The following is a 22517-nucleotide window of genomic DNA, read 5'->3' as shown; positions in this document are numbered from 1 at the left end:
TCAGCGCCGCGTCGCCAGGAGGCCGATCAGGAAGCCCACGCCGGCGGCGATGCCCACCGATTGCCAAGGGTTGCTCTGCACATAGTCCTCGGCGGCGGTGACCGCTGCCTGGCCCCGCTGACGCAGGGAGTCTTCGGTCAGTTGCAGGGTCTCCCGGGCCTTGAGCAGGCTGTCGTGGATCTGCTCGCGCAACTCGTCGGCCTGGTCGCCGGCCAGGGTCGCGGTGTGTTCCAGCAGACGCTCCGTGTCACTGACCAGTGCCTGAAAATCCGCCATCAGTACTTCTTGAGCCGTCTTTGCCGTTTTGCTGGCCATGGTTCCATCTCCGTTAGTTGCTTGTGTGAGCTATGAGTGTGAGCCCTGGGCGAAGGTTCACTGCAATTGTCTGGTACAGCTTTTGCTTTGTCCTGGTGCGCCAGGCCTCGGGCCTGCGCCGAAAACGAGCGAGGGTCGCGCTGTAGCCCGCGTAAACCCTGGCCAAGAAAACCATAACCTCAGGTCAGTCCCCACCCCGTGGTTTGTCGTGCCGCCCCAGGCGCGCCAAAACGGTTCACCGAATGCGTGCAATGGCGCGCCCGGGAGCCAACTTGGTGCAAGGAGCGGGGCGCCCTGCCAGGGAACGGCTGGCCGATTTCGGATCTGCCTACTCCATGGAAAACCTGCAAAGCGCTGTGGACACCCTGGTCCACGGTTCCAACACCCTGTTCATCCTGATCGGCGCGGTCATGGTCCTGGCCATGCACGCCGGCTTTGCCTTCCTCGAAGTCGGCACCGTCCGGCAGAAGAACCAGGTCAATGCGCTATCGAAGATCCTCAGTGACTTCGCCGTCTCGACCCTGGCCTATTTCTTTATAGGCTATTGGATCTCTTACGGCGTGAGCTTCCTGCAACCGGCGGCGGTGATCAGTGCCGATCACGGCTACGGCCTGGTGAAGTTCTTCTTCCTGCTGACCTTCGCCGCAGCGATCCCGGCGATTATCTCCGGTGGCATCGCCGAGCGCGCGCGTTTTGTGCCGCAATTGTGCGCCACGGTGCTGATCGTGGCCTTTGTCTACCCGTTTTTCGAAGGGCTGGTGTGGAACGGCAACTTCGGGGTGCAGGCCTGGTTGCAGCAGCGCTTTGGTGCCGGCTTCCATGACTTTGCCGGCTCGGTGGTGGTGCACGCCATGGGAGGCTGGCTGGCCCTGGCCGCGGTGCTGTTGCTGGGGCCGCGCAATGGCCGCTACCGCGACGGCAAGCTGGTGGCGTTCGCGCCGTCGAGCATTCCGTTCCTGGCCCTGGGCTCGTGGATCCTGATTGTCGGCTGGTTCGGCTTCAACGTCATGAGCGCCCAGACCTTGCAGGGCGTCAGCGGGCTGGTGGCGGTGAACTCGCTGATGGCCATGGTGGGCGGCACGGTGGCGGCGCTGATCGTCGGCCGTAACGACCCGGGCTTCCTGCATAACGGCCCGCTGGCCGGGCTGGTGGCGATCTGCGCCGGCTCGGACCTGATGCACCCGGTGGGCGCCTTGATCACCGGCGCCATTGCCGGAGCGCTGTTCGTCTGGTGCTTCATCGCCGCGCAGAGCCAATGGAAGATCGACGACGTGCTCGGGGTCTGGCCGTTGCATGGCCTGTGCGGTGTATGGGGCGGCATTGCCTGCGGGATCTTTGGCCAGAGTGCCCTGGGCGGCCTGGGTGGGGTCAGCCTGGTCAGCCAGTTGATCGGCACCGGCCTCGGGGTGGCGGTGGCGCTGCTGGGCGGCCTGGCCGTGTATGGGGTGATCAAGGCGGTCTGCGGGCTGCGCCTGACCCAGGAACAGGAGTACTACGGCGCCGACCTGTCGCTGCACAAGATCGGCGCGGTGAGCCAGGACTGAGACGACGCCCCTGGTATTGATGACCCTGGGCGCTCGCCGCCCGGGGTTTGGTCTGGGTGGCTTCAACCGGCTTGCAGGCGTGCTTCGCAAGCTTCGATGGCCGCCTGCGGGCCGGACACCAGCACCCGGTCGCCGGCTTGCAGGCGCGGGCTGGGGTTCAGCGGCAGGTCGTTGCCATCGCGTTGCACCCCGCGTATATCCACGCCCAGTGCCTCCAGGCCCAACGCCTGCAATGGTCGGTTGCAGGCGTAGGCATCGGCGTCGAGGCTGACCGCGTGCATCTGCACCGCCGGCGGTTCGCGGTTGTCCTGGGCGCTGTTCTGGGTGCCGTGATAGAAGCCGTGCAGCAGTTGGTAGCGGCTGTGGCGCACTTCATCCACGGTGCGCTGCACTCTCTGCTCCGGCAGGCCGAGCATGATCAGGGCATGGGAGGCGAGCATCAGGCTCGACTCCAGCAGTTCGGGCACCACTTCGTTGGCGCCGGCGGCCTTGAGTTCCGCCAACTGACTGTCATCGCGGGTGCGCACCAGGATCGGCACCGTGCGGTCCAGGCGGCGCGCCGCCTTGAGCACCGTCAGCGCGATATCGCTCTTGTCCACTGCGATCACCAGCAGCCGCGCCCGTTCCAGGCCGACTGCGGCCAGGAGGTCGCCGCGCCGGCAGTCGCCGTAGTGCACGCAGCTTTCTCCCGCAGACGCTTCCTGGACCCGCACCGGATCATCGTCCAGGGCGATGTAGCGCAGTTGCTCGTGGCGCAGGAAGCGGCCAATGGACTGGCCGACCCGGCCATATCCGCAAATCAGTACATGGCCTTGCAGCTCGGCGTTCTGCGCGCTGATTTCCTCCAGTTGCGCGGCCTGGTTGGGCTTGCGGTGCAGGCGGGCGGTGATGACTGGCGCCGCTCGCAGCAACAGCGGGGTTACCAGCATCGAGCAGAAGGTGGCGGCCAGCAGCAGGCTGCTGATGTCGGGCGGGATCATCTGGCTGAGCTGCATCTGCGCCATCAGGGCGAAGCAGAATTCACCGCCCTGGGCCAGGGCCAGGCCGCTGCGCCAGGCGGTTTCGCCATCGCTGCCGCGCAGCTTGAGCAGGGTCGCCACCACCGAACCCTTGATCAGCAGCAGGGCCAGGGTCAGGCCGGTGATCAGCAGGGCATGGTCGATGAACAGTTGCAGGTCGATGAGCATGCCGATGCTGACGAAGAACAGCCCCAGCAGAATGTCGCGGAACGGGCGGATGTCGGCCTCGATCTGATGCCGGTAATGGCTTTCCCCCAGCAGCATGCCGGCGAGGAAGGCCCCCAGGGCCGGTGACAGGCCCAGCAGGTGGGTGAGCCAGGCGGTGAGCAGGACGATCACCAGGGCCAGCAGCACAAAGAGTTCGGCGGAGTGCGAAGCGGCCACTTCATGGAACAGCCGCGGCAACAGCCAGCGGCTGGCCAGCAGCAGGCCGACGAACAGCACCACGGTCTTGCCCAGGGTCGCCGGCAGGGCCCAGTACCAGGCGTGCTCGCTGCTGCCGGCGAAGACTGGCACCAGGGTCAGCAACAGCACCGCCACCACGTCCTGGAACAGCAGCACGCCAATGGCGTTCTGCCCGTGGCTGCTGAAGATCTCGCCAAGGCTGGTCAATTCCTTGCTGACGATGGCGGTGGAGGACAGGGCCAGCCCGGTGCCGAGCATCAGCGCTGCGGTCAGGGGCATGCCGAACAGGGCCAGGAGGACCCCGAGGATCAAGCCGGTGCACAGCACTTGCAGGCTGCCCAGGCCAAACACCACGTGGCGCAGGGCAAGCATCTTCGACAAGGAGAACTCCAGGCCCAGGGAGAACAGCAGGAATACCACCCCCAGTTCCGCCAGATCGGGCAGGTCCTCACTGTCGTTGACCCAGTCCAGCGCCGTGGGGCCGACCATCAGGCCCACCGACAGATAGCCCAGCACCGGGGGCAGGCTCAGGCGCCGGAACAACGCAATCACCACCAGCGAGGAGGCAAGAATGATCAGCAGATTGGCAAACAACGGGCATCTCCGGACAGGGGGCGGGCAAGGCAAAGCCTAGAGGCAAAAAAAGGCGCGAGGATTACCCGGGCCGCAGAGAGTGACGCTGATTCAGGTCATTGTTTGTCGAGAATGTCTCATATTCATGAGCCTTCGCTATGCTCAGAAACTGTCGATAAAGGCGGTGCCCGGGTGACGGGGTTATCCACAGGACCCTGCCAGTGAGGTGTCGGAGAGGTGTATGGAGCGTCTGTATTCACTGCAAGGGTTGCGGGGCGCCGCGGTGTTGGGCGTGGTGCTGTTCCACATGATGTCGGTGGAAATCAAGTATTCGGGCGGTGACATCCTGCTGCCGGTCATGCTGAATTTCTTCCAGCTCGGGGTCGACCTGTTCTTTGTCATCAGCGGCTTCGTGATGGTCATCGTCAGTCGTGGGCGCTTTCAGAAAACCGTCGAGACCCAGCGCTTCCTGTTCAACCGCCTGTCCCGGATTTACCCCACCTACTGGCTGTATTTCTTCATCACCCTGGGGGTGTATCTGTGGCAGCCGGCGCTGGTGAACAGCTCCCACGGCGGCTCCAACCTGTGGATGTCCTTCCTGCTGCTGCCCAATGACCGGGTGCTGCTGGTGATGGTGGCCTGGTCGCTGCTGTTCGAGCTGTGGTTCTACCTGATGTTCACCCTGTTCCTGTTCTTCAAGGAAAAGCGCCTGCCGCTGATCCTGCTGCTGTGGGCGGTGGCGCTGGTGGTGTTCAACCTGCTGCAGAACTGGCAGGACTATTCCCCGGCGCTGAAGATCATCCTCCATCCCTACGCCCTGGAGTTCATTGCCGGCAGTGCCCTGGCGCTGTTCTTCTACGGACCCCATAGCGCCAGGGTGCCGACGGCGCTGGTCTGGGTCGCGCTGGCGGCGGCTCTGCTGGTGGGGTTTCCGCTGATCTACGCCTACCAGCTGTTCTTCACCGAGGGCTTGCCGAGGATGCTCGCGGTGGGCCTGACCTTCGGTACCCTGACCCTGTCCCTGGCCTTGCTGGAGCGGCGGCAACTGATACGTATGCCAGGGTTTCTTATAGCCACCGGTGATATGTCTTACACCATCTATCTATCCCACTTACTGGTGCTGGGGGTCGTCGGCCGGGCCTGGCAGGTGATCGGCGCCTGGCCCGAGAGCTATGTGGATAACCTGGCCTTCATCGTGCTGATGATGACGGCGGTGGTCTGCTATGGCTGGGTTGGCTATCACTTTTATGAAAAGCCGATCCTCGATCGTGCCACGGCCTACTGCAAGCGCCGGTTCAGTACCGCCCCCCGTCGCAAACACTACGATCCGGTGTAGTCGTCCGGTCCTTCCTGCTTACTCGGGTAGCCATCGATGCCGAAAGTGCTCAACGCAAACCTCGACGCGCTGAAAGTCCTGCTGGCGGTGATGGTGGTGGCGCTGCACTGCAAGCTGCTGGGGGGCAATTACACCTGGGTCGGCTACTTGCTGTGCAACGGCCTGTTCCGGGTGGCGGTGCCGACGTTCTTCATCATCAACGGCTACTACCTCTTCCAGACCCTGGAGAGCGGCCATTCCTTCGCCCAGTGGTTCAAGCGCGGCCTTCTGCTCTACCTGTTCTGGATGCTGGTCTACAGCCCGCAGTACATCGACCCGAGCACCATCGCCAGCCTGGGCGGGGTGCTGGGGGTCGTGAAGAAGCTGCTGATCGGCTATTTCCACCTCTGGTACCTGGTGGGCATGCTCGGCGGCGCAGCGATGCTGCTGGTGCTGCGTCGCTGGTGTTCAAGTGCGCTGATCGGCCTGGCCCTGATGGCGTTCCTCATCGGTCTGGGCCTGCAGTACGCGCGGGTCTACTACGAACTGCCCAACGGCTTTCTCCAGCACTTCAATCAGAACGACTACACCGCACGCAATTTCCTGTTCATGGGCTTCCCGTTCATGGCCATCGGCTTTCTTTGTGCCCGGCATCGCTTGGCAGAGCGGCTCAGCCGGCGCGGGGTGTGCTGCTGGCTAGTGCTGGGGTTGGGGCTGATCCTGGCCGAGGCGGCGCTGAACTTCGCCCTGCGCGCCGATGTAGAGCAGAATTTCGACTTCCTCGCCTCGTTGCTGGTTGTTGCCCCGGCGCTGTTCCTGTTGCCCCAGGTGTACTTCCGGGCTTCCCGGAGCAACTTCGCGGCCAAGCTGTCTTCGGCGGTGTATTACGTGCATCCCTGGTTCATCTTCGGCGCCTTGTCCCTGGGCATGGCCTATGGCAACGGCATGGCCGGGCTGGTCCTGCTGCTGGCCTTTGGCGTTGCGCCGCTGTTGATCATGGCCAGTCGCCGGGTCCGTTTCATTCTCTGAGGGCGCCTGGTCGACGGCTTTTTCTCTCGGGCCTAGAATAGGCACCTGTTCTTTTTTGGTTGCCCAGTCATGCCCCCTGAATGCCAATTGTTCGGCACCCTTGGATGCCACCTGTGCGAACTGGCCGAGGCCGAGCTGATGCCCCTGGTGGAACACGGCCTGATGGTCGAACTGGTGGATATCGCCGACAGCCAGCAACTGTTCGACAGCTACGGCCTGCGCATCCCGGTACTGCGCCGGGTGGATACCGGCGCCGAGCTGGGCTGGCCCTTCGACGCCGAGCAAGTGGTGGCCTTCCTGCGCTGATGCATCAGGGGGGCGGGCAGGGTTTCCGCCCGTCGCTCATCGTGCGAATTCATTGGCGAGAGCTCTCGATTGGTTTACTGTATGCATATACAGCTATCGAGGAGTCTCGCCATGTCTCTCACTTTCCTGACCGGTACCGAACGCTCGCAACCGATGCCAGCCCGCTTTGCGCCGCAGGGTGACAGCGAGCCTGCCGCGTTGGCCGATGGCCCCAGCGGCAGCGGTTTTTCCCTCGACCGGACCCTGGGCCTGGGCGCGCCGCAGATCCATGGCCTGCTGGTGGACGATGACAACCTGCTGGGGTTCGGCATCTACCCCGGTGACCGGTTGATCGTCGACCGCTCGGCCACTCCGGCGGTCGACCAGTACCTGGTGGTTCGGGCCCAGGGCGCCAGCGAATACTCGCTGCGCCTGCTGGCGCCCGATCCTCGTGGCGGCTTGCTGCTCAAGGCGGCGCGCCCTTCAATCCCCGCCATCGTTCTGGATGACCTGGGCTCGATCGAGATCTGGGGCGTGGTGTTGTGGGTGGTCAGTTATGTGGGGCGCAAGCAGCCCTGATGAGTGTGGTGGACGCTTCAAACCGTTAAAGGAATAGATGATGGTCAATGTCGAACAACTGAAAAACAGCGTGAACAGCATGCCCACCGATGTGGTGCGTGAAGCGGTGCTTGAGCTGCGCCTGGACGGGCTGGTCACCGAAGGCAAGACGCCTTTCAACAAGCTGCACTTCAACACCTGCTTTGCCGAGATCGAAGCCTTGTTCCAGCGTGCGGGCTACCACCGGCAACTGGATGTGGTGGGTTACCAGGGGCTGTTGTACGCCCTCTACGATCCGGGCCGCTGGGAGGCGGTGGATGTACTGCGCTGGCTCAAGGAGTTCACCGAGGCCGCGGCCCTGGCCAAGCAGTCCTGCGCCTGAAACCTCGGAAACTGTTCCTAGGTTCCTTGTGGCGGCTGTTGGATAATGCCGCCCTGCATTGATCCTTCGAGCTTTTTGTATGTCATCTGCACCTTTTTCCGCTGCACAGCATCAGGCCAGTACCTTGTACCTGCCCCCCGGCTCCTGGGCGACGGTGCTGGATTGCCTGTGTGATCACTTCAAGGCCATCAGCCGCGAGCAGTGGCTGGACCGTATCGCCCGTGGCCGGGTGCTGGACGGGCAGGGCCAGCCCATCAGTCTGGAGCTGGCCTATCGCGAAGGCTTGAGGATTCACTACTTTCGCGAGGTGCCGGATGAAAAGGTGATTCCGGTCGAGGAAACCATCCTCTACGCCGATGAGCATCTGGTGGTGGCGGACAAGCCGCACTTTTTGCCGGTGACCCCGGCAGGAGAGTACGTCGAGCAGACGTTGCTGCGGCGCTTGATCCGGCGCCTGGGCAACCCGCACCTGGTGCCCCTGCATCGTATCGACCGGCATACGGCTGGGCTGGTGCTGTTCTCCGCGAACCCAGACAGTCGCTCGGCCTATCAGGCGCTGTTTCCCACCCGCAAGATAGAAAAACGCTACGAGGCGATTGCCGCTGCCTTGCCGCAGTTGAACTTTCCGCTGCTGTACAAGAGCCGGCTGGTGGACGGTGAGCCCTTCTTCCGCATGCAAGAAGCGCAGGGGCCAAGTAATACCGAAACAGCCATCGAGGTCAGGGAGAAACACGGCGAGCTGTGGCGTTACGCCCTGTACCCGGTAACGGGCAAGAAGCACCAACTGCGGGTGCATATGAATGCCCTGGGAGCGGCGATCTGCAACGATCCCTTTTATCCCGAGGTGCTCAAGGACATCGAGGACGACTATGCCCGGCCGCTGAAGCTGCTGGCCCAGGGGCTGCGTTTCATCGACCCGTTGACCGGGCAGGAACGCGAGTTCGAGAGCCGCATCAGCCTGCAGTGGTGAATACCCCAGGCGCAGAAACAATAAAACCCGCACCAGGCGGGTTTTATTGTTTTCAGGTCGACAACCGTCAGGCTTACAGCTCTTTGACGGTACGGACCTGATCCTTGTTGATGCGAGTCTGCTTGCCGTCCAGCTGTTCAAACTCGTAGAAACCGGAATCCTTGTCGTATTTAGGGGTATCGACGGCCTGGATTTCGCGACCGTCATTCAAGGTGATCACTGTCGGCGAGGCGCAACCGGCGAGAGTGGCCAGGCCCAGTGCGAGCATGAGAGTGGCGAGGGTCCGTTGAGTCATTGTGTGTCTCCGAAATGAGTACTTTTGAGTGCTGGTCTTCAGACGTATACAACGTCTGCAAGTTCCTTGGCCAGGGACATTCTGCCACGTTGCCGGGCAGATCGCAGGCGTTCGCCGCGGCAGATTAGCCGAGTTCGCAACAGCGTCTACCCACTGGGGGCTATTGCCGAGGCCACAGCGGCGGCAGGCCGGAGCGCTGTGATATAACAACGGGCTGTTTCTCCTACCTTTGGATCGAGCCTATGAAAGCCAAGGCTGATGTACCTTTTGCGCCGCTGAACATTGCGGTACTGACTGTCAGTGATACCCGCACCCTGGAAACCGACACCTCCGGGCAGGTGTTTGTCGAGCGCCTGGGCGCCGCCGGCCATCGTCTGGCGGCACGGGTGCTGCTCAAGGACGATCTGTACAAGATCCGCGCCCAGGTCGCGACCTGGATTGCCGACGACGTGGTGCAGGTGGTGCTGATCACCGGCGGTACCGGCTTCACTGGCCGTGACAGCACCCCGGAAGCCGTGGCCTGCCTGCTGGACAAGCAGGTCGACGGCTTTGGCGAACTGTTCCGGCAGATATCGGTCGCCGATATCGGCACTTCCACTGTGCAGTCCCGGGCACTGGCAGGGCTGGCCAATGGCACCCTGGTGTGCTGCCTGCCAGGTTCCACCAATGCGGTGCGCACCGGCTGGGACGGCATCCTCGCCGAGCAGCTGGATTCGCGGCACCGGCCGTGCAATTTCGTTCCTCACCTGAAACAGGCGGCACCCTGTGAATCCCGCGGGTAAGCCGGGCAAGCAGGGCGCCCTGATGCCGGTGGAAGAGGCATTGGAGCGCCTGTTGGCGATGGCCGGTTCGGCCCCCATCCTCGAGCGTGAGCGCTTGCCGTTGGCGGCGACTCAGGGCCGGGTGCTGGCCGAGGCGCTGATCTCCAGCCTGGACCTGCCGCCCTGGCCCAACAGCGCCATGGACGGTTACGCCCTGCGCCTGGAGGACTGGCGGGGGGAACCCCTGCCGGTCAGTCAGCGGATCTTTGCCGGTCAGGCGCCTGAGCCACTGCAGCCCGGGACCTGCGCGCGGATTTTCACCGGTGCGCCGGTGCCGGCCGGGGCGGACTGCGTCGAGATGCAGGAAAACGCCCAGGTCCAGGACGATCAGCGCGTGCTGTTTAGCGAACCTCTGCAACTGGGTCAGAACATTCGCCCTCAGGGCCAGGAAACTACGGTGGGCGAGCAGGTGCTCGCGGCTGGCACTCGCCTGGGGCCGATCGAGCAAGGCCTGGCTGCCTCCCTGGGCTGCGCCGAGCTTGAAGTGGTGCGCCGGGTCCGGGTGGCGGTGCTGTCCACCGGTGACGAACTGGTGGAACCTGGCCAGCCCCTGGGGCCGGGCCAGATCTACAACAGTAACCGGGTGGTGCTGTGCAGTTGGTTGCAGCGCCTGGGCTGTGAGGTGCTGGATGCGGGAATCCTCCCTGACGATCTGGCCGCGACCCGCCAGCGCCTGGCCGAACTGGGGGAGGTCGACCTGATCCTGTCCACCGGTGGTGTCTCGGTGGGAGAGGCGGACTTCCTGGGCATCGCCCTGCGCGAAGAGGGCGAGCTGGCCCTGTGGAAGCTGGCGATCAAGCCCGGCAAGCCGTTGACCTTCGGCCATTTTCGGGGTGTGCCGGTGATTGGCCTGCCCGGCAATCCGGCATCGACCCTGGTGACCTTCGCCCTGCTGGCGCGCCCCTACCTGTTGCGTCGCCAGGGCGTGCAGCAGGTGCAGCCCCTGAGCTTCCAGGTGCCGGCGGGTTTTGCCTGGCCCCAGCCCGGCAATCGCCGCGAATACCTGCGGGGGCGCCTGGAGAACGGGCAGGCGATTATCTACCGCAACCAGAGCTCGGGCGTGTTGCGCAGTGCGGCCTGGGCCGAAGGGCTGGTGGAGGTGCTTGAAGGGCGGACCCTGGTGCCGGGTGATCGGGTCAACTTCATTCCCCTGAGTGAAGTGCTGGATTGACCCCGGCAGCGCGGGCCCGACTGCCACCGGCCCGCGCCGAGCGGTTTAGCGCAGCAGCAACAGCAGCAACAGGCCGAAGCGGCTGTGCAAACCCCAGGTCACCAGGCCCGCCAGCAGTGCAGCGGCCAGTACCGCCCTGGCCAGGCGCTTGAGCCACGACAGGTGCCGACAATGACGCGGCAGCGGCTGCGAGGAGAGAGGCAGGTCGAGCTCCCGGGGGGAGCGGGCGGCCACCCAGGGCTGGCCCTGCAGATGCTTGAGCGGTGATCGCGCTTGCGGATAAAACTCCTTGTCTTTCATGACGGTGCACTTCCTTGTATGAGGCGTCAGTGCCTGACATGCACAGTCACTGATTGGCCCCGCAGGGTCAATTCAGGTGATTCTCTTTCTTCGGTCAGAAAATTCACTTTAGGCCTGGGGGCTCGGTTCAGGCATAGGGGCTGTCCCAATAGCGCTTGTACATGCCGAGCTTTCTTTTCAGGCCCAGGGGCAGGTAGCGCTCCTGCTGGCTGAGTTTGTAGGCGAAGAGCTTCACCGCGTTGCGCAGCAGCGACCCGGGCCACTGCCCCAGGCGCCCGGGGCCGAGGAAGCGCAGTTCGGACTGGACGTAGCGCAGGCCTTCGCCACCGGCGCCACCGAAGGCCTGGCGGATCCAGGGTTCCCGGGCATGGAATACGCCAATGTCGAAGTAGCGGCGGAACTCTTCCTTGAGGCTGTAGTTATGGGAGTGGCGGCAGCAGGCGCTGCCTTCATAGGCAACCTTCCAGCCGGCCAGCAGCATCTTCGCGCCCACATACATGTCTTCGGACAGGATCACGTGGTTGGGAAAGCCGCCGACCTGCATCAGCGCCTCGCGCCGGTAGGCGGAAAACGAGTTGGACATGAAGGCGGTCTTGATCCCCAGTGCCGGCACATCGGCCAGGCTTTTCACCTGGGAAGTCGGCGGGTAGTTGAACAACCGCGCATGGCTGGCCAGGGGGCTGGCATCGAGGTGCGGCAACTGGCGACCGCACACGGCTCCCACTTGCGGGTCGGCGAAGGGCGCGACGATGCGGGCGAGACCTTCGGCATCTTCCAGGTAGGCATCCTGGGTCATGAACACATAGAGGTCGTAATCGGCGTTGCGCTCCACCATCAGTTGCCGGGTGCCGCCGTGGTTGAAGTCGCGGCTGTCGATGCGCAGCACATTGGCGCAGCGTGCCAGCGCCAGCTCGTAGGTGCCGTCGCTGGAGCTGGAGTCGACGATCAGGGTATCGAAGGGCGCGCTCTGGATTTCCAGAGAATCCAGCAGCCGCGCCAGGTCCTGGCAACCGTTGTAGGTGGGAATCACACAGGCCACGCGCAGTGTCGACATTGTCCAAGCCTCCGGTTCAGGTCAGGTTCTGGCGCCAGGGCCGCAGCCAGGCCGCGAGGATCAGCAACAGCAGCAGGCCGCAGGCGCTGCTCAGGCCCAGTTGCCACCAGATCGAGGTCAGCGGATGCAGGAACAGCGCCGCCAGGGCCATGCCACCCAGGCCGATCAGCCAATGACTGCGCCAAGGCACCAGCCCCAGCAACTGCTGGCGGCGCATCAGCAGCAGGCCGGTGAGGATCACCCCGCAGATCGCCGCCAGGGCGATGCCGATCAAACCGAGGAAATACGGCAGCGCCGCCAGCAGCAGGGCATTGAGCAGGCTACCGGCCAGTTCGCAATTGAGCGGCATTCGGGTGTCGCCGGCGGCATAGGCGTAGCGCGCCAGCAGGGCGTTCCAGGCGCCGAACATCAGCGGTACCGAGAACCAGGCCAAGAGCTCCGGCAAGGGGCTGTCCGCCGCTTGATTGGGCAACAGCAGGTGCACCAGCGCGGCGGCGGCGCCAATCAGCCCGACCACCGCAGGAATGGTCAGCAGGGTGGCGCTGCTCAGGCCTTTGCGCAGCAGGTCCAGGCGTTGTTCGCCGGAGCTGCCGCTCATCAGCCCGAGCAGCACCTGGTTGAGGCTCATCAGGGCGATCAGCGGCAGGTTGATCAGCTTGCGTGCCAGGTTGATCCAGGTAACCGCCCCTTCACCCAGCAATGAGGCCGCCATGCGCTCCAGCAGGGCCAGGCCCTGGCTGGCGAGGTTGCTGCTCAGCAGCGGGCCGATGCGTTGCAGCAACTCGCGCCCGGCCCCGGGCGCGGCCTGCATGCGCCAGGGCCGCCAGCCATCGCGCAGCAGGCTCGGCAACAGCACCGTTGGCATCAGCAGGCTGCCGAGCACACAGGCCGCGGCCAGCCCGGTGGGGGTGGCGGCATGGTGCAGGCTCGCCAGGTAGATCACTGGCGGCAGGTTGAACAGCAGCGAGCCCAGGCCCGCCAGGACAAAGCGGGCGCGAGCCTGCAGAGGGACGCAGAACAGGCCGTGAAGAATGAACCCCGGCGCGCACCAGGCCAGCCAGTGCAGGCCGCCGCTGGCCAGGGCATAACCGTCGCTGCCCAGGCCGGGGCCGATCAGGCGTACCCATAGCGGCGCGCCGAGGCTCAGCAGCAGCGCCAGCAGCAGCCCACACAGCAATAGGCGGGGGGCCAGGGCACTGAGCCAGGCCTGTTGCTCCCCGGCCGAGCGCTGCTGGTACAGCGGCAGCGCGGCGGCGCTCAGCAGGCCCGCAGCCAGGGCCATGCGCAGGGCCTCGGGCAGGAACATCGCCACCAGGAAACCATCGCTCTGGCCACCGGCGCCCCAGGCCGCCACCAGCAGCCATTCCCGGGCAAAGCCGGCGGCCAGCCCGGTCAGGGTGGCCAGGGTCAACCACAGCGTCGCGCCGAACATGGGCCGGGCTTAGTGGAACAAAGTGAACAGGCCTTTGCCGCCCACTTTGTAGTTGAGGTTGCGGCAGCGCTCGCCCTTGATCGCCGCGTCCGGCCCGCTGACGATGGCGTAGGGTGGTACCGGCTTGGACACCACGGTCTGCCCGCCGACCACCGCGCCTTCGCCGATCTCGGCGCCAAACGACAGCAGGGCGCGGCTGGCGATCCAGGCGTAGTCATGGATGTAGATCGGCCCGCCTACCGCCCAGAATTCCGGCTCCTTGAGGTCATGGCCACCGGCGATGATCAGCACATGGGAGGCGATGGTCACATGGTCGCCAATGATCAGCCCGCCCCGGGCGTCCAACTGGCAGTGCCAGGCCACGGTACTGTCCTGGCCGATGCGCAGGCTGTCGACACCCAGCACCTCGGTATTGCGCCACACCGTGGAGCCCTTGCCGATCTTCGCGCCGCCAAGGCGCAGCCAGAACAGGCGCAGGGTGTGGCTGGGGATCTTGCAGATGAGGATGTTGTAGATCTGCTCCCAGACCCGCAGCATGCGGTCGCGCAGGGTCGGCCAGTTGATTCCGTACATGGGAATCAGCGCCCCCTTGAGTTCGCGGCCCAGCAGTTTGTAGAAGCGCCGGGGCAGGGGCGGCTCGATCTTCGATTCGATGTTCAGGTAGCTGATGTAGGTCAGCACGTTGCCCTTGAGCGGTTGCTCGAACACGACGTCGTTCTCCAGCATCCACTGATAGGCCGCCTCCAGTTCTGCAAGGCTCACCCCCATTTTCTGCGCATAGTCAGGCAAGGCCTGTTTCAGGTTCTGCGAGTGGAAGAGGCGATGTTTCATGGCTGGATTCCTGAGGGTGGGGAGTCTGGAGTAACCCTGGGCGCCGCAGCGCCGGCCTTGAGTCGCAGGCGTCTGGCTTCATGCAGGTTCAGGCCCAGCAGCAGCCAGAACAGGGCGATCAACACCTGGGTGAAGCTGAAGTAATGGTCGAACAGGCCGCTGATCAGTGCGGCGCTGAGGCCGGCGCCGCTGCCCAGCCAGAGGGCGTTGTCCCGATTCAACTGGATGGCCACCCCGGGAACCCGGGTTTCCCGCCACCAGCTCCAGATCACCGCGACGAACAGCAGCATGCCGGGCACGCCGGTCTTGTAGATGTAGTTCAGCCACAGGTTGGAAATCCCCCACAGGCCGGTGCCGGGCACGGGTGGGTCGACCTTGAAGCCGATGCCGAAGGGGAACATCGCCATGGCGGCGGGGAAGTGCGAGTACTCGTCGACCCGCACGCTGGTGCTGGCATCGTTGGAGGTGAACAGGGTCAGCAGGCGGTCCTGCAAGGGCGGATAGGACATCAGCAGCAAGGCCCCGAGAACGAAGCCACCCATCAGCATGCGCCCGGTGTAGGGCACCCGCTGGCGGGCCATCCAGATCAGCACGATCAGCAGGCTGAGCAAGGCTCCGCGAGAACCGGAGAGCAGCAGCCCGGCGGCCCCCAGCAAGGCCACCGCCAGGCCGAGGTTACGCTGCCAGCCGCTGCGGGTCAGGCCGAAACAGAAGGCCAGGGGCAGCAGCAGGGCCATGGCGCCGCCAGTGACGTTGGGGTGCATCCACGGCGAGCCCATGCGATTGGCCAGGGCGCTGAGGCTGTCGCCCAGTACCGCGATGCCGCCGTAGCCGAGCTTTTCGAGGATCGGGGTCATGGCCGTGGCGCTGCCGTTCTTCAGAAACACCGGGATCGACAGCAGCAGGAGCAGCAGGGTCCCCAGCAACAGGCCACAGACCAGTTGCTCCCGGGCCTTGGCTTGCTGCAACAGGCGTCGCACCAGAAACAGCGCCGAGAGGTTGAGCAACCAGCGGACCCAGTTCACCGGGCCATTGCCATCGGCGTTCACCGTCACCTGGCCGATGATGAAGGGCAGGGCACTGAAGGCCATCAGGGCCAGCAGCAGCTTCTCGGTACGCAGCAGCCTGGGCGGCCGGGGCAGATTGGAGAACAGCCCCTGGGCCAGGATGCTGGCCCAGACCAACAGCAGCAGGGCTTCGGAGACGGTGGTGCGCAGGCCGATCTGCACCGTCGAATAGGGCAGGAAGGTCGCCAGTACCGCGAACAGCAGCAGCCCGCGCATGGGCTGGCGGACCACGGTCACCGCCGCTGCGATGCCGACCATCAGCACCAGCACCTTGAGCGCTGGCAGCAACCAGATCAGCACGCCGAAAACCAGGCCGAAGATCAGCGCCAGCGGCAGGGCGATGGGCATTACTTGAGCTCCTCGAGCAATTCATTGAAGCGCTGGCGATAGGCATCCTCGGCGTAGCCGGCCGCCCAGGCCTTGAGGGGGGCGGGGTCTTCCGGCGGGGCGCTGGCCAGTTGCACCATCAACTGGCTCAGCGCGGCGCTGTCGGTGGGCGAGAAGCGCGGGCTGCCCGCCGGGGTGATCTCGTCCAGGGCCGAGCCGCTGGCCACCGCCACCGGAGTGCCGACACTCAGGGCCTCTATCACCGGCAGGCCGAAGCCCTCGGCGTAGGAGGGCTGCCACAGGCGCTGGGCCTGGCGGTACACCCCATGCAACTGGCTGTCGCTGAGGTCGCTGAGAAAGTGCAGGCCATGCACGGCGCGCAGCTCGCTGGGCAGGTGTTCCGGTGCGCCGATCAGCACCAGTTCCGGTACATCCGGGGATTGCTGGCGTGCGGCCTGCCAGGCGGCGACGAACCAGGGAATGTTCTTGCGCGGCTCGCGGGTGCCCACCGCCAGCCAGTAGCGCTCGGGCAGTTGCAGGTCGCGGATGTCGGCGGGTTCGCCCTGGAAACCGGTAACCAGGTTGGGCAGCACCCGGACCTTGTCCCGGGCCTGGGGAAAGAGCTTCACCAGTTCGTCGGCGGTGTACTGCGAAGGTGTCCAGATGCGGTCCGCCTGCTTCACCGAGTGGCCGATGGAGAGCTTGTCGGTGAGGCCATAGACCCGCTCCTTGAGCCGCGAGCCATGGCTGTTGGTCAGGGTCAGTTGGAACAGGTCATGCAGTTGCAATACATAGCGCAGGTTCTTAGGTTTCCTGCCCAGAGGCAGGCCCATGTTGAAGTTGCAGATGTACAGCTCCACCTCGGCCTCACGCAGGGCCTCGGGCAGAAAACCGCCCTCGAAGCGCAGCCGGTTCGGCAGGCGATGCACCCCCTGCAGTGGTGCGCCCCACCTGGGGCAATGCACCCGGCGGCGCAGCGGATGGTCTTCCGGGGCGACGCCGAACAATTGCAGGCTGACCTGCGGATTGGCGCGCAGGGCGTCTTCCAGTGCCAGGTTCTGCCGGCCGATACCACTGTTGCTGTAGCCCGCGGCGGGGCGGTAATCCAGACCTATGCGCATACGGACACTTCTTCTTTGTCAGAGGGGAGTTGGTGATAGACCGCTTCGAGCTGGGCCGCGGCGGCGGTCCAGTCATGGTGGGCCAGCACGTAGTCGCGCCCGGCGGCGCCGATGCGTTGCAGGCGCTCGGGGTCGGCCAGGGCCTGGGCGAGAATCTGCGCCAGGGCCCCGGGGTCTTCGCTGCCCAGGTAATGCTGGCCGTTCTCTACCTGCAGCCCGGAGCTGCCCTGGGCCGTGGTGACTACCGGCAGGCCGGCGGCCATGGCCTCCAGGACCTTGAGCTTGGAACCGCCGCCCTGGCGCAGCGGGGCGAAGAACAGCGCCGAGCGCCGTTGCAGGTCCCGCAGGTCGGGGACAAAACCCTGCCACTCGATGCGCGGGTCGGTCCAGCGCTGGCGGAAACTGTCCGGCAGGGCGTAGCCGCAGATGGCGAAGTGCACCTCGGGGTTGATGGCCCACAGGCGCGGCAGTATCTCTTCCAGGGCCCATTGCACCGCATCCAGGTTGGGGCTGTATTCGTAGTTGCCGATAAACAGCAGGCGCTGGCTGCCAAGGTCCGGTTGCACCGCGGCGTAGTGCCCGCAGTCCACGCCGTTGACCACCACCGCGGCCGGTTTGCCACTCAGCCGGGCCAGGGTCAGGGCGTCCTGTTCGGTCACCGCGATGACCCGGGCCGCCTGCTGGAACACCCGGCGTTCCCAGCGCCGGTAGCGCCATTGGTCGTAACGGGTAAAGGGTTTCGACCAGGCCGGCAGGCGGTCGTAGCTGGCGGCACCGAGGGCCGACTCGACGTTGTGTTCGGTGAGGATGAACGGGCGCTGCAATTGCTTGAGCGGCTGTTCGAAGGGCTGGAAGCTGTAGCTGTGCTCGATCTGGATCACGTCCCAGGGTTCCTCCAACAGCTCGCGAAAACGCTGTTGCAGCGGCGCGGCCAAACCGTTGACGTCGGCCAGCATGGGGTAGGGCGCGAACAGCACCGAGAACAGGGTCTTGAGGCTGCGCAACGGCCGCCGCGGCAGCACGATCAGGCGTTCCAGCCAGGGCTCCAGGGCCGCGCGGGTGGCGTCGTCCAACGGGGTTTTCGATTGCACCAGCAAGGTGATGCGGTGCCCGCGGGCGGCCAGGGCCCGCAGCAGGTGGTATTGCCGGGTCTTGCCGCCGCTGGTGGCGGGCCAGGGCAGGTAGGGCAGGGTCCAGAGGATTTTCATGCTCACCACACCAACAGTTGCAGGCTGGTTTTCAACGGCACGCTCAGGCCCACTTGCCCGCTCAGCTCGGTGCGGGTGCCGGTCAGCGGATCATGCAGCGTGGCCGCGTTGAGCCCGGGAACCTGCAGGCTGGCGCCGCTGGCGCTCCAGAACATCCAGACGTGGGAGCCGTCGGGCCGGGTCCAGGCGATGCTGTACAAGTCGCTCGGGGCGTTGCTCAGGCCGGGGGGATCAGCCGGGGCCAGGCTCGGCCCGGTGGTGTCGAGAAAATACTTGAGGGCGTTGTAGACCGGCTTGGGTTCGCCGGCCAGGTCCACCAGCCCGTAGGACTGGTCGCGGTTGCTGGCGCGGGCATCCAGGTCGCTGAGGTTGAACAGGAAGATCCGCTGGTAGTCCATGGCCGCCATCAGGGCCAGGCGGCGCAGGGTGTAGTCGGCCTGGCCGTTGACGCCGATCATCGCCTGCATTTCCCGGGCTCCGCTGGTGTAGCTCGACCAGCCCCACTCGGTGGCCCAGACCTGTTGCACGCCCTGGCTGTGCAGCGCGTTGTTGAGGAAGTTGCCGCGTACGAGGAAATCCTGGGCCGCGGCATCGTCGCCTTCCGGGAGCTCGGAATAGGGGTGGTAGGCGGCAATCAGGTTTTCCGTGCCCAGGCCCTGTTGCAGCAGATCTTCGAGCATCAGCCCCGGGGTGCTGCGCATCTGGCTGTAGTAGGCCATGCCCGCGGTCGCTACAGGCTTGTCGGGAATCGCCGCGCGAATGGCGCTGGTGGTGGTCGTGAGCAACTGGTCGTAGGCGTCGGGGTCTTCCTTGGGCAGCCAGACGATGTTGGGTTCGTTCCACACCTGCCAGGTGTTCACCTGGGGATAACGCTGGGCGAGCATTTTCATGCGCTGGGCGAAGACGTTGAAGTCCTTGGGCGGGTACTGGTCGGAAGGGGGCGAGCCGCTGGGCACGTTGGCGGCGAAGGGCGCCGAACCCACCATGTAGGCCAGGACCCGGTACTGGCGGCCCTGCATGGCGTTCATCGCGGCGTCCAGGGTGTCCAGCTGCAGGTCATTCTCGCTGGGTTCGATCATGGCCCAGTGAATGGCCAGGCGGACCCAGCTCAGGCCCAGGGCATCGAGCCGGTCCATCTGCTTCTGGTAGACGCCGGGGGCGAAGTACTGGAACTGCGCGTTGACCCCGAGAAAATCCTTCCACACCACCGCTCGCGGCGCGCGCAGGGTGGTATCCGCCAGGGCCTTCCAGGACAGGCAGGCGAGCACCAGCAGGGCAATCGCCGAGCTACGTCGCATAGACATGGGCCGGGCCTCCACAGGCATCGCTGAACACCCGGGCAAAGCGCTCGGCGGTATGGCTCCAGACCCGCCGGGAGCCGATCACCGCGGCGTGCTCGGCCCAGCGCTCCACCCGTTCCGGGCTGGCGCACAAGTGGCTGAGTTCGGCGGCCAGGGCGGCGACGTTGCCCTGGGGAAAGATCACGCCGTTGTCCTGGGCCACCTCTTCGGCGAAGGAGCGGGCGTCGGAGGTGATGGCGCCGCGGCCGCAGGCCACCGCCCAGGACAGGGCGCCGCTGGTCCCCCGTAGCGTGCCCAGGAGCTTGAGCTTGCTCGACTCGCGGTAGGGCAGGACCATTACGTGGTGGGCCTGGATCACCTTGGGAATGTCCGTGGCCGGCAGGTCCAGTTGCCAGTCGATGCTGTCCTGCAGGTTCAGGCGCTGGATGTGCTGGCGCAACTGGTCGAGGTAGCTGCCGGAGCTACCGAAGGCCATTTCCGGTTCACTGCCCCCGGCCAGGGTCAGGCGCATGCGCTCGCGCATTGCCGGTTGCTGGGCGAAGGCCATGGCCAGTGCATCCAGCAGATCCTCGATGCCCTTGCCGCGGTAGATGAAGCCGAAATACAGCAGCCTCAACGGGCTCAGCGGCGGCAGCGGCCGGGCGGGGATGGCCAGGTTGCCGTGGGGGATCACCACCATCTGTTCCGCACGCAACCCCATGCGCTGGCGCAGGCAGGCGCCGCCGGCGTGGGTCAGGGTGATCAGCCGGGTGAGGCTGCGGGCCAGCTGCTTTTCTTCGTGCAGGCACAAGGGGTCGGTCAGTACCGTGGCGATCTGTGGCAGCGGTGAGGGCAGCCGCGTGGCCAGGGACAGCGGCCAGGGCAGGCTGGCCCGGCGCCAGACCAGGCGTTCGGGGTCGTGCACCGTGGCGCTCAGCGGCAGGCTGGGGAAACGCTCGCGCAACGCCTTGAGGGCATGAAACTCCGCCAGCCGGCCACCGCCCAGCTCGGCGTGCACCAGGTCGATCCCCTGCCAGTCACTGTGCGCCACCCGCTCGATGGCGCGTTGCGGGTCGTTGCCCAGCCCGGCCAGCGGCGTGCTGACTTTCAGCCCCAGGCCTTCCAGGGCGGTGCGCAGGTGCGCGGCGTAGTCGGCAATGCCGTTCTGCTCGGGAGGCATGGGTGCCAGCAGGGCAATGTGCATCAGTGGGGGCTCCTGATCCGCGCCAGGAAGTTCAGCACGTTCTCCGGGATGCCGAAGCGCCGGCGGTTGATGATGATGCCGTCGACCCGCTTGAAGGCGGTGGTGAGAATCGACAGGGCGTTTTGCAGCACGGGCACCGTGGTGGTTTCGGCTTCGACGATCAGGGCGATCAGGTCGGCCTCGCGCAGGCTGACGAAGGCTTCCTGGTTGGAGAAGAAGCCCGAGGCTTCCAGCAGGACGATTTCGCCGGGCACCGCGTTGGGTGCGCCATTGACCCGCACCACGTGCCCGCGCTCCTGGAGCAGGTCGCGCAGGTGCGCGGTGACGAAGCTCACGCCTTCGCCGCGGCGTGCCGAGGTCAGGCCGATCACCAGGCCCTGCAGCGCCACCTGCTTGAGGGGCAGGATGCCGTACAGGCGGTAGAGGCTGGCGATGAAGGCGCTGTTGCGTTGCGGCAGGTGGCTGTCGAGGTCCTGCAGGCTGGTCCAGACCTTGACCCCGAAGCGCTCCTCGATCTGGTCGCCGTCATGGATGCGCTGGTCCAGCAGATAGAAGAAGTACAGCGCCAGCAGGCCCACCGCCAGGCTCAGCGGAATGGCGGCGAGCAGCATACTCAGGCTCTTGGGAAAGACCCGGCTGGGTTTGAAGGTGGCTTCTTCGATCACCGCGATGTTGCTGATCTGGCTCTGGTCCAGCTCGCGGTCGATGCGGGCTTTCTCGGTACTGTCGCTGTACAGCGCGAAGCTTTTCTCCGCGGCGCTCAGTTCCCGTTGCAGGCGTGCCAGTTCAGGTTCCACGGCCAGCGCCTGGCGCCGTTCCTGTTCGAGCTTGAGCAACTGGGTTTCCTGCTGGGCGGCCTGGGTCTGCAGGCGGCTGAGGCTGGCCTGCTGGTCGGCGAAACTGTTCTGCAGGCGGGTATAGACCGGGTTCGGGGCCAGGTTTTCGCTGCGTTGCACAGTGCCGCTTTCCGATTTCAGCAGGGCTTGCAGGTTGGCGATTGCCGCATCCATGGCGCGAACCGGAGGGGCGCCTTCCTTGAAGGTGCGGAGCATTTCCTGACGCTCGATCTGCTTGGCGTTGATCCGCTGCTGCAGGTCCTGGCGGTCCGGGTTGAGGCTCATCTGGCGGCCGATGCTGATTTCTTTCTTCATGCTGTTGAGCTGCTTCTGGATGGTCTCCAGGCCGCTGCGAGTGGACGCCACTGCTCGGGTGGTATTGAGGTGTTCGCCCTTGAGGTTGTTGAGGTTGCGCGAGATATCGTTCAGGCGCTCCTCGATGCTCACCGCCCCCAGTTGGTTCAGGTAGTCGGCGATCTGCTTCTTGTAGCCGAGAATGCGCTGGTTGGTGGCGCCACTTTCGGTTTCATAGAAGGCGTACAGGCTTTTGCGCCCGAGGGTTTGCGCGCGTTCCTGCTGGTACTGCTCGATCCAGCTCTTGACCACTGTCTGGGCCACTTTGGGGTCGTTCCAGGTAAAGCTCACTTCCATCACCGAGGAGCCTGCGGCGTGGGTCACGCTGAAGCTTTTCAACATGCGCTCGGTCAGGCGTTCCACCGGTGTCTGCTTCTCCACCAGGCCCACCAGTTGCAGGGCCCCGCGCAGCAGGTCGACGATGCCTTCCACCGCGCCCTTCACGGCGTTCTTGAGGGTAGCCAGGGCACCACTTGGCTGGGGCTGGCGGGACAGGTCGTCGAGGTACTTTTCCGCCACTTTGCGGGCGATGGGCTCGCCGCCGAGGATGCGCTCCTCATCGATGATCGGATCACGCTGGGCGCTGGGAATCACCACAGCCTGGCGATCGGCGATCTCGATCGGCAGGGTGCTGGTGTCGCGCCCCGGCTTGACCAGCAGCAGGGCGGTGGATTCGAAGCGATTGGGCAGCAGGAAGGCACCCAGCAGGATGATGACGAAGGTCACCAGGACGGTGATCTTGACCTCGCGCTTGAAGATGAAGAACAACCGCAGCAAATCGCGAAAGGAACGGATATTGATCATATGGGCTGTCCTTGGCG

22 protein-coding genes are annotated in these 22517 nt (G+C 65.1%); 9 read left to right on the top strand and 13 right to left on the bottom strand.

What is annotated here, in order from left to right:
* Entirely contained in the window at positions 1–315 is a 315-nt protein-coding gene (locus tag ABCR88_RS23305) for a YqjD family protein (protein WP_011062506.1), read from the bottom strand.
* Positions 316–650: 335 nt separating this feature from the next.
* Here ABCR88_RS23305 and ABCR88_RS23300 point away from each other — a divergent pair, with 335 nt between their 5' ends.
* On the top strand, positions 651–1859 hold the full coding sequence (locus ABCR88_RS23300) for an ammonium transporter (protein ID WP_011062505.1): 1209 nt from the start codon (positions 651–653) through the stop codon (positions 1857–1859).
* A 62-nt stretch (positions 1860–1921) separates the two neighbouring features.
* Here ABCR88_RS23300 and ABCR88_RS23295 read toward each other — a convergent pair whose 3' ends face one another.
* Positions 1922–3877 (bottom strand): monovalent cation:proton antiporter family protein, encoded by a 1956-nt coding sequence (locus tag ABCR88_RS23295; protein ID WP_232641635.1) that lies wholly within the window; start codon positions 3875–3877, stop codon positions 1922–1924.
* A 220-nt stretch (positions 3878–4097) separates the two neighbouring features.
* Between ABCR88_RS23295 and ABCR88_RS23290 the strand changes: the two genes are divergently transcribed.
* The 6 genes from ABCR88_RS23290 (at position 4098) to ABCR88_RS23265 (ending at position 8395) form a co-directional block, all read left to right on the top strand.
* Positions 4098–5192, top strand: coding sequence for an acyltransferase (locus ABCR88_RS23290; protein WP_236183900.1), 1095 nt, complete (start codon positions 4098–4100; stop codon positions 5190–5192).
* Positions 5193–5228: 36 nt separating this feature from the next.
* Positions 5229–6200, top strand: a complete 972-nt coding sequence (locus ABCR88_RS23285; protein ID WP_325985084.1) for an acyltransferase — start codon at positions 5229–5231, stop codon at positions 6198–6200.
* 69 nt (positions 6201–6269) lie between these two features.
* On the top strand, positions 6270–6506 hold the full coding sequence (locus ABCR88_RS23280) for a glutaredoxin family protein (RefSeq protein WP_011062501.1): 237 nt from the start codon (positions 6270–6272) through the stop codon (positions 6504–6506).
* Positions 6507–6617: 111 nt separating this feature from the next.
* The gene (locus ABCR88_RS23275) at positions 6618–7064 is read left to right on the top strand and encodes a S24 family peptidase (RefSeq protein WP_236183898.1); all 447 of its coding nucleotides are present in this window, start codon (positions 6618–6620) and stop codon (positions 7062–7064) included.
* A 40-nt stretch (positions 7065–7104) separates the two neighbouring features.
* Positions 7105–7425, top strand: a complete 321-nt coding sequence (locus tag ABCR88_RS23270; RefSeq protein ID WP_232641630.1) for a transcriptional regulator — start codon at positions 7105–7107, stop codon at positions 7423–7425.
* Between the two features lie 79 nt (positions 7426–7504).
* Positions 7505–8395 carry a pseudouridine synthase gene (locus ABCR88_RS23265; protein WP_325985083.1) on the top strand — a complete coding sequence of 297 codons (891 nt, stop codon included), beginning with the start codon at positions 7505–7507 and terminating at the stop codon, positions 8393–8395.
* Positions 8396–8468: 73 nt separating this feature from the next.
* Here the strand turns inward: ABCR88_RS23265 and ABCR88_RS23260 are convergent, their stop codons facing one another.
* Complete coding sequence (locus tag ABCR88_RS23260) at positions 8469–8690, bottom strand: YgdI/YgdR family lipoprotein (protein ID WP_015636515.1); 222 nt, start codon at positions 8688–8690, stop codon at positions 8469–8471.
* A 242-nt stretch (positions 8691–8932) separates the two neighbouring features.
* Between ABCR88_RS23260 and moaB the strand changes: the two genes are divergently transcribed.
* Both moaB and glp read left to right on the top strand, forming a co-directional pair.
* Positions 8933–9472 carry a molybdenum cofactor biosynthesis protein B gene (moaB, locus tag ABCR88_RS23255; RefSeq protein ID WP_015636514.1) on the top strand — a complete coding sequence of 180 codons (540 nt, stop codon included), beginning with the start codon at positions 8933–8935 and terminating at the stop codon, positions 9470–9472.
* A 22-nt stretch (positions 9473–9494) separates the two neighbouring features.
* Positions 9495–10682, top strand: coding sequence for a gephyrin-like molybdotransferase Glp (glp, locus tag ABCR88_RS23250; RefSeq protein ID WP_236184193.1), 1188 nt, complete (start codon positions 9495–9497; stop codon positions 10680–10682).
* A 45-nt stretch (positions 10683–10727) separates the two neighbouring features.
* On the opposite strand, the gene ABCR88_RS23245 is transcribed toward glp, so the two are convergent.
* The 10 genes from ABCR88_RS23245 to ABCR88_RS23200 all read right to left on the bottom strand — a co-directional run bounded on the left by ABCR88_RS23245 (position 10728) and on the right by ABCR88_RS23200 (position 22500).
* Positions 10728–10982, bottom strand: coding sequence for a hypothetical protein (locus tag ABCR88_RS23245; protein ID WP_019095069.1), 255 nt, complete (start codon positions 10980–10982; stop codon positions 10728–10730).
* A 127-nt stretch (positions 10983–11109) separates the two neighbouring features.
* A complete protein-coding gene (locus ABCR88_RS23240; protein WP_011062494.1) occupies positions 11110–12036 on the bottom strand; it encodes a glycosyltransferase family 2 protein in 927 nt (308 codons plus the stop codon).
* A gap of 16 nt (positions 12037–12052) precedes the next feature.
* A complete protein-coding gene (locus ABCR88_RS23235) occupies positions 12053–13468 on the bottom strand; it encodes a lipid II flippase MurJ (protein WP_019095070.1) in 1416 nt (471 codons plus the stop codon).
* Positions 13469–13477: 9 nt separating this feature from the next.
* Complete coding sequence (locus tag ABCR88_RS23230; RefSeq protein WP_015636510.1) at positions 13478–14299, bottom strand: acyltransferase; 822 nt, start codon at positions 14297–14299, stop codon at positions 13478–13480.
* Complete coding sequence (locus ABCR88_RS23225) at positions 14296–15714, bottom strand: O-antigen ligase family protein (RefSeq protein ID WP_041119359.1); 1419 nt, start codon at positions 15712–15714, stop codon at positions 14296–14298. The genes ABCR88_RS23230 and ABCR88_RS23225 overlap by 4 nt, the downstream gene beginning before the upstream one ends.
* The gene (locus tag ABCR88_RS23220; protein ID WP_041119357.1) at positions 15714–16814 is read right to left on the bottom strand and encodes a glycosyltransferase family 1 protein; all 1101 of its coding nucleotides are present in this window, start codon (positions 16812–16814) and stop codon (positions 15714–15716) included. The genes ABCR88_RS23225 and ABCR88_RS23220 overlap by 1 nt, the downstream gene beginning before the upstream one ends.
* Entirely contained in the window at positions 16805–18022 is a 1218-nt protein-coding gene (locus tag ABCR88_RS23215) for a glycosyltransferase family 4 protein (protein ID WP_011062489.1), read from the bottom strand. Before ABCR88_RS23215 ends, ABCR88_RS23220 begins: the two co-directional genes overlap by 10 nt.
* Before the next feature lie 2 nt (positions 18023–18024).
* A complete protein-coding gene (locus tag ABCR88_RS23210; RefSeq protein ID WP_350404914.1) occupies positions 18025–19320 on the bottom strand; it encodes a cellulase family glycosylhydrolase in 1296 nt (431 codons plus the stop codon).
* Positions 19310–20506, bottom strand: coding sequence for a glycosyltransferase (locus tag ABCR88_RS23205; protein ID WP_350403611.1), 1197 nt, complete (start codon positions 20504–20506; stop codon positions 19310–19312). Before ABCR88_RS23205 ends, ABCR88_RS23210 begins: the two co-directional genes overlap by 11 nt.
* Positions 20506–22500, bottom strand: coding sequence for a lipopolysaccharide biosynthesis protein (locus tag ABCR88_RS23200; RefSeq protein WP_236183892.1), 1995 nt, complete (start codon positions 22498–22500; stop codon positions 20506–20508). Before ABCR88_RS23200 ends, ABCR88_RS23205 begins: the two co-directional genes overlap by 1 nt.
* Positions 22501–22517 lie beyond the last annotated feature (17 nt).

The sequence above is a fragment of the Pseudomonas sp. W17 genome (assembly GCF_040268305.1).
In the GTDB taxonomy this organism is placed as follows: Bacteria; Pseudomonadota; Gammaproteobacteria; order Pseudomonadales; family Pseudomonadaceae; genus Aquipseudomonas; species Aquipseudomonas protegens.
Note: the sequence above shows the minus strand (reverse complement) of the source record. Positions and strands in the feature narration are given on the sequence as shown.

Coding starts and splice junctions, on each gene's coding strand:
- ABCR88_RS23215 (WP_011062489.1), bottom strand. CDS start 18,022: ATGAAAATCCTCTGGACCCTGCCCTACCTGCCCTGGCCCGCCACCAGC.
- ABCR88_RS23225 (WP_041119359.1), bottom strand. CDS start 15,714: ATGCCCATCGCCCTGCCGCTGGCGCTGATCTTCGGCCTGGTTTTCGGC.
- ABCR88_RS23235 (WP_019095070.1), bottom strand. CDS start 13,468: ATGTTCGGCGCGACGCTGTGGTTGACCCTGGCCACCCTGACCGGGCTG.
- ABCR88_RS23230 (WP_015636510.1), bottom strand. CDS start 14,299: ATGAAACATCGCCTCTTCCACTCGCAGAACCTGAAACAGGCCTTGCCT.
- ABCR88_RS23240 (WP_011062494.1), bottom strand. CDS start 12,036: ATGTCGACACTGCGCGTGGCCTGTGTGATTCCCACCTACAACGGTTGC.
- ABCR88_RS23270 (WP_232641630.1), top strand. CDS start 7,105: ATGGTCAATGTCGAACAACTGAAAAACAGCGTGAACAGCATGCCCACC.
- ABCR88_RS23285 (WP_325985084.1), top strand. CDS start 5,229: ATGCCGAAAGTGCTCAACGCAAACCTCGACGCGCTGAAAGTCCTGCTG.
- ABCR88_RS23300 (WP_011062505.1), top strand. CDS start 651: ATGGAAAACCTGCAAAGCGCTGTGGACACCCTGGTCCACGGTTCCAAC.
- ABCR88_RS23205 (WP_350403611.1), bottom strand. CDS start 20,506: ATGCACATTGCCCTGCTGGCACCCATGCCTCCCGAGCAGAACGGCATT.
- glp (WP_236184193.1), top strand. CDS start 9,495: ATGCCGGTGGAAGAGGCATTGGAGCGCCTGTTGGCGATGGCCGGTTCG.
- ABCR88_RS23265 (WP_325985083.1), top strand. CDS start 7,505: ATGTCATCTGCACCTTTTTCCGCTGCACAGCATCAGGCCAGTACCTTG.
- ABCR88_RS23245 (WP_019095069.1), bottom strand. CDS start 10,982: ATGAAAGACAAGGAGTTTTATCCGCAAGCGCGATCACCGCTCAAGCAT.
- ABCR88_RS23210 (WP_350404914.1), bottom strand. CDS start 19,320: ATGCGACGTAGCTCGGCGATTGCCCTGCTGGTGCTCGCCTGCCTGTCC.
- ABCR88_RS23290 (WP_236183900.1), top strand. CDS start 4,098: ATGGAGCGTCTGTATTCACTGCAAGGGTTGCGGGGCGCCGCGGTGTTG.
- ABCR88_RS23280 (WP_011062501.1), top strand. CDS start 6,270: ATGCCCCCTGAATGCCAATTGTTCGGCACCCTTGGATGCCACCTGTGC.
- ABCR88_RS23200 (WP_236183892.1), bottom strand. CDS start 22,500: ATGATCAATATCCGTTCCTTTCGCGATTTGCTGCGGTTGTTCTTCATC.
- ABCR88_RS23220 (WP_041119357.1), bottom strand. CDS start 16,814: ATGCGCATAGGTCTGGATTACCGCCCCGCCGCGGGCTACAGCAACAGT.
- ABCR88_RS23260 (WP_015636515.1), bottom strand. CDS start 8,690: ATGACTCAACGGACCCTCGCCACTCTCATGCTCGCACTGGGCCTGGCC.
- moaB (WP_015636514.1), top strand. CDS start 8,933: ATGAAAGCCAAGGCTGATGTACCTTTTGCGCCGCTGAACATTGCGGTA.
- ABCR88_RS23305 (WP_011062506.1), bottom strand. CDS start 315: ATGGCCAGCAAAACGGCAAAGACGGCTCAAGAAGTACTGATGGCGGAT.
- ABCR88_RS23275 (WP_236183898.1), top strand. CDS start 6,618: ATGTCTCTCACTTTCCTGACCGGTACCGAACGCTCGCAACCGATGCCA.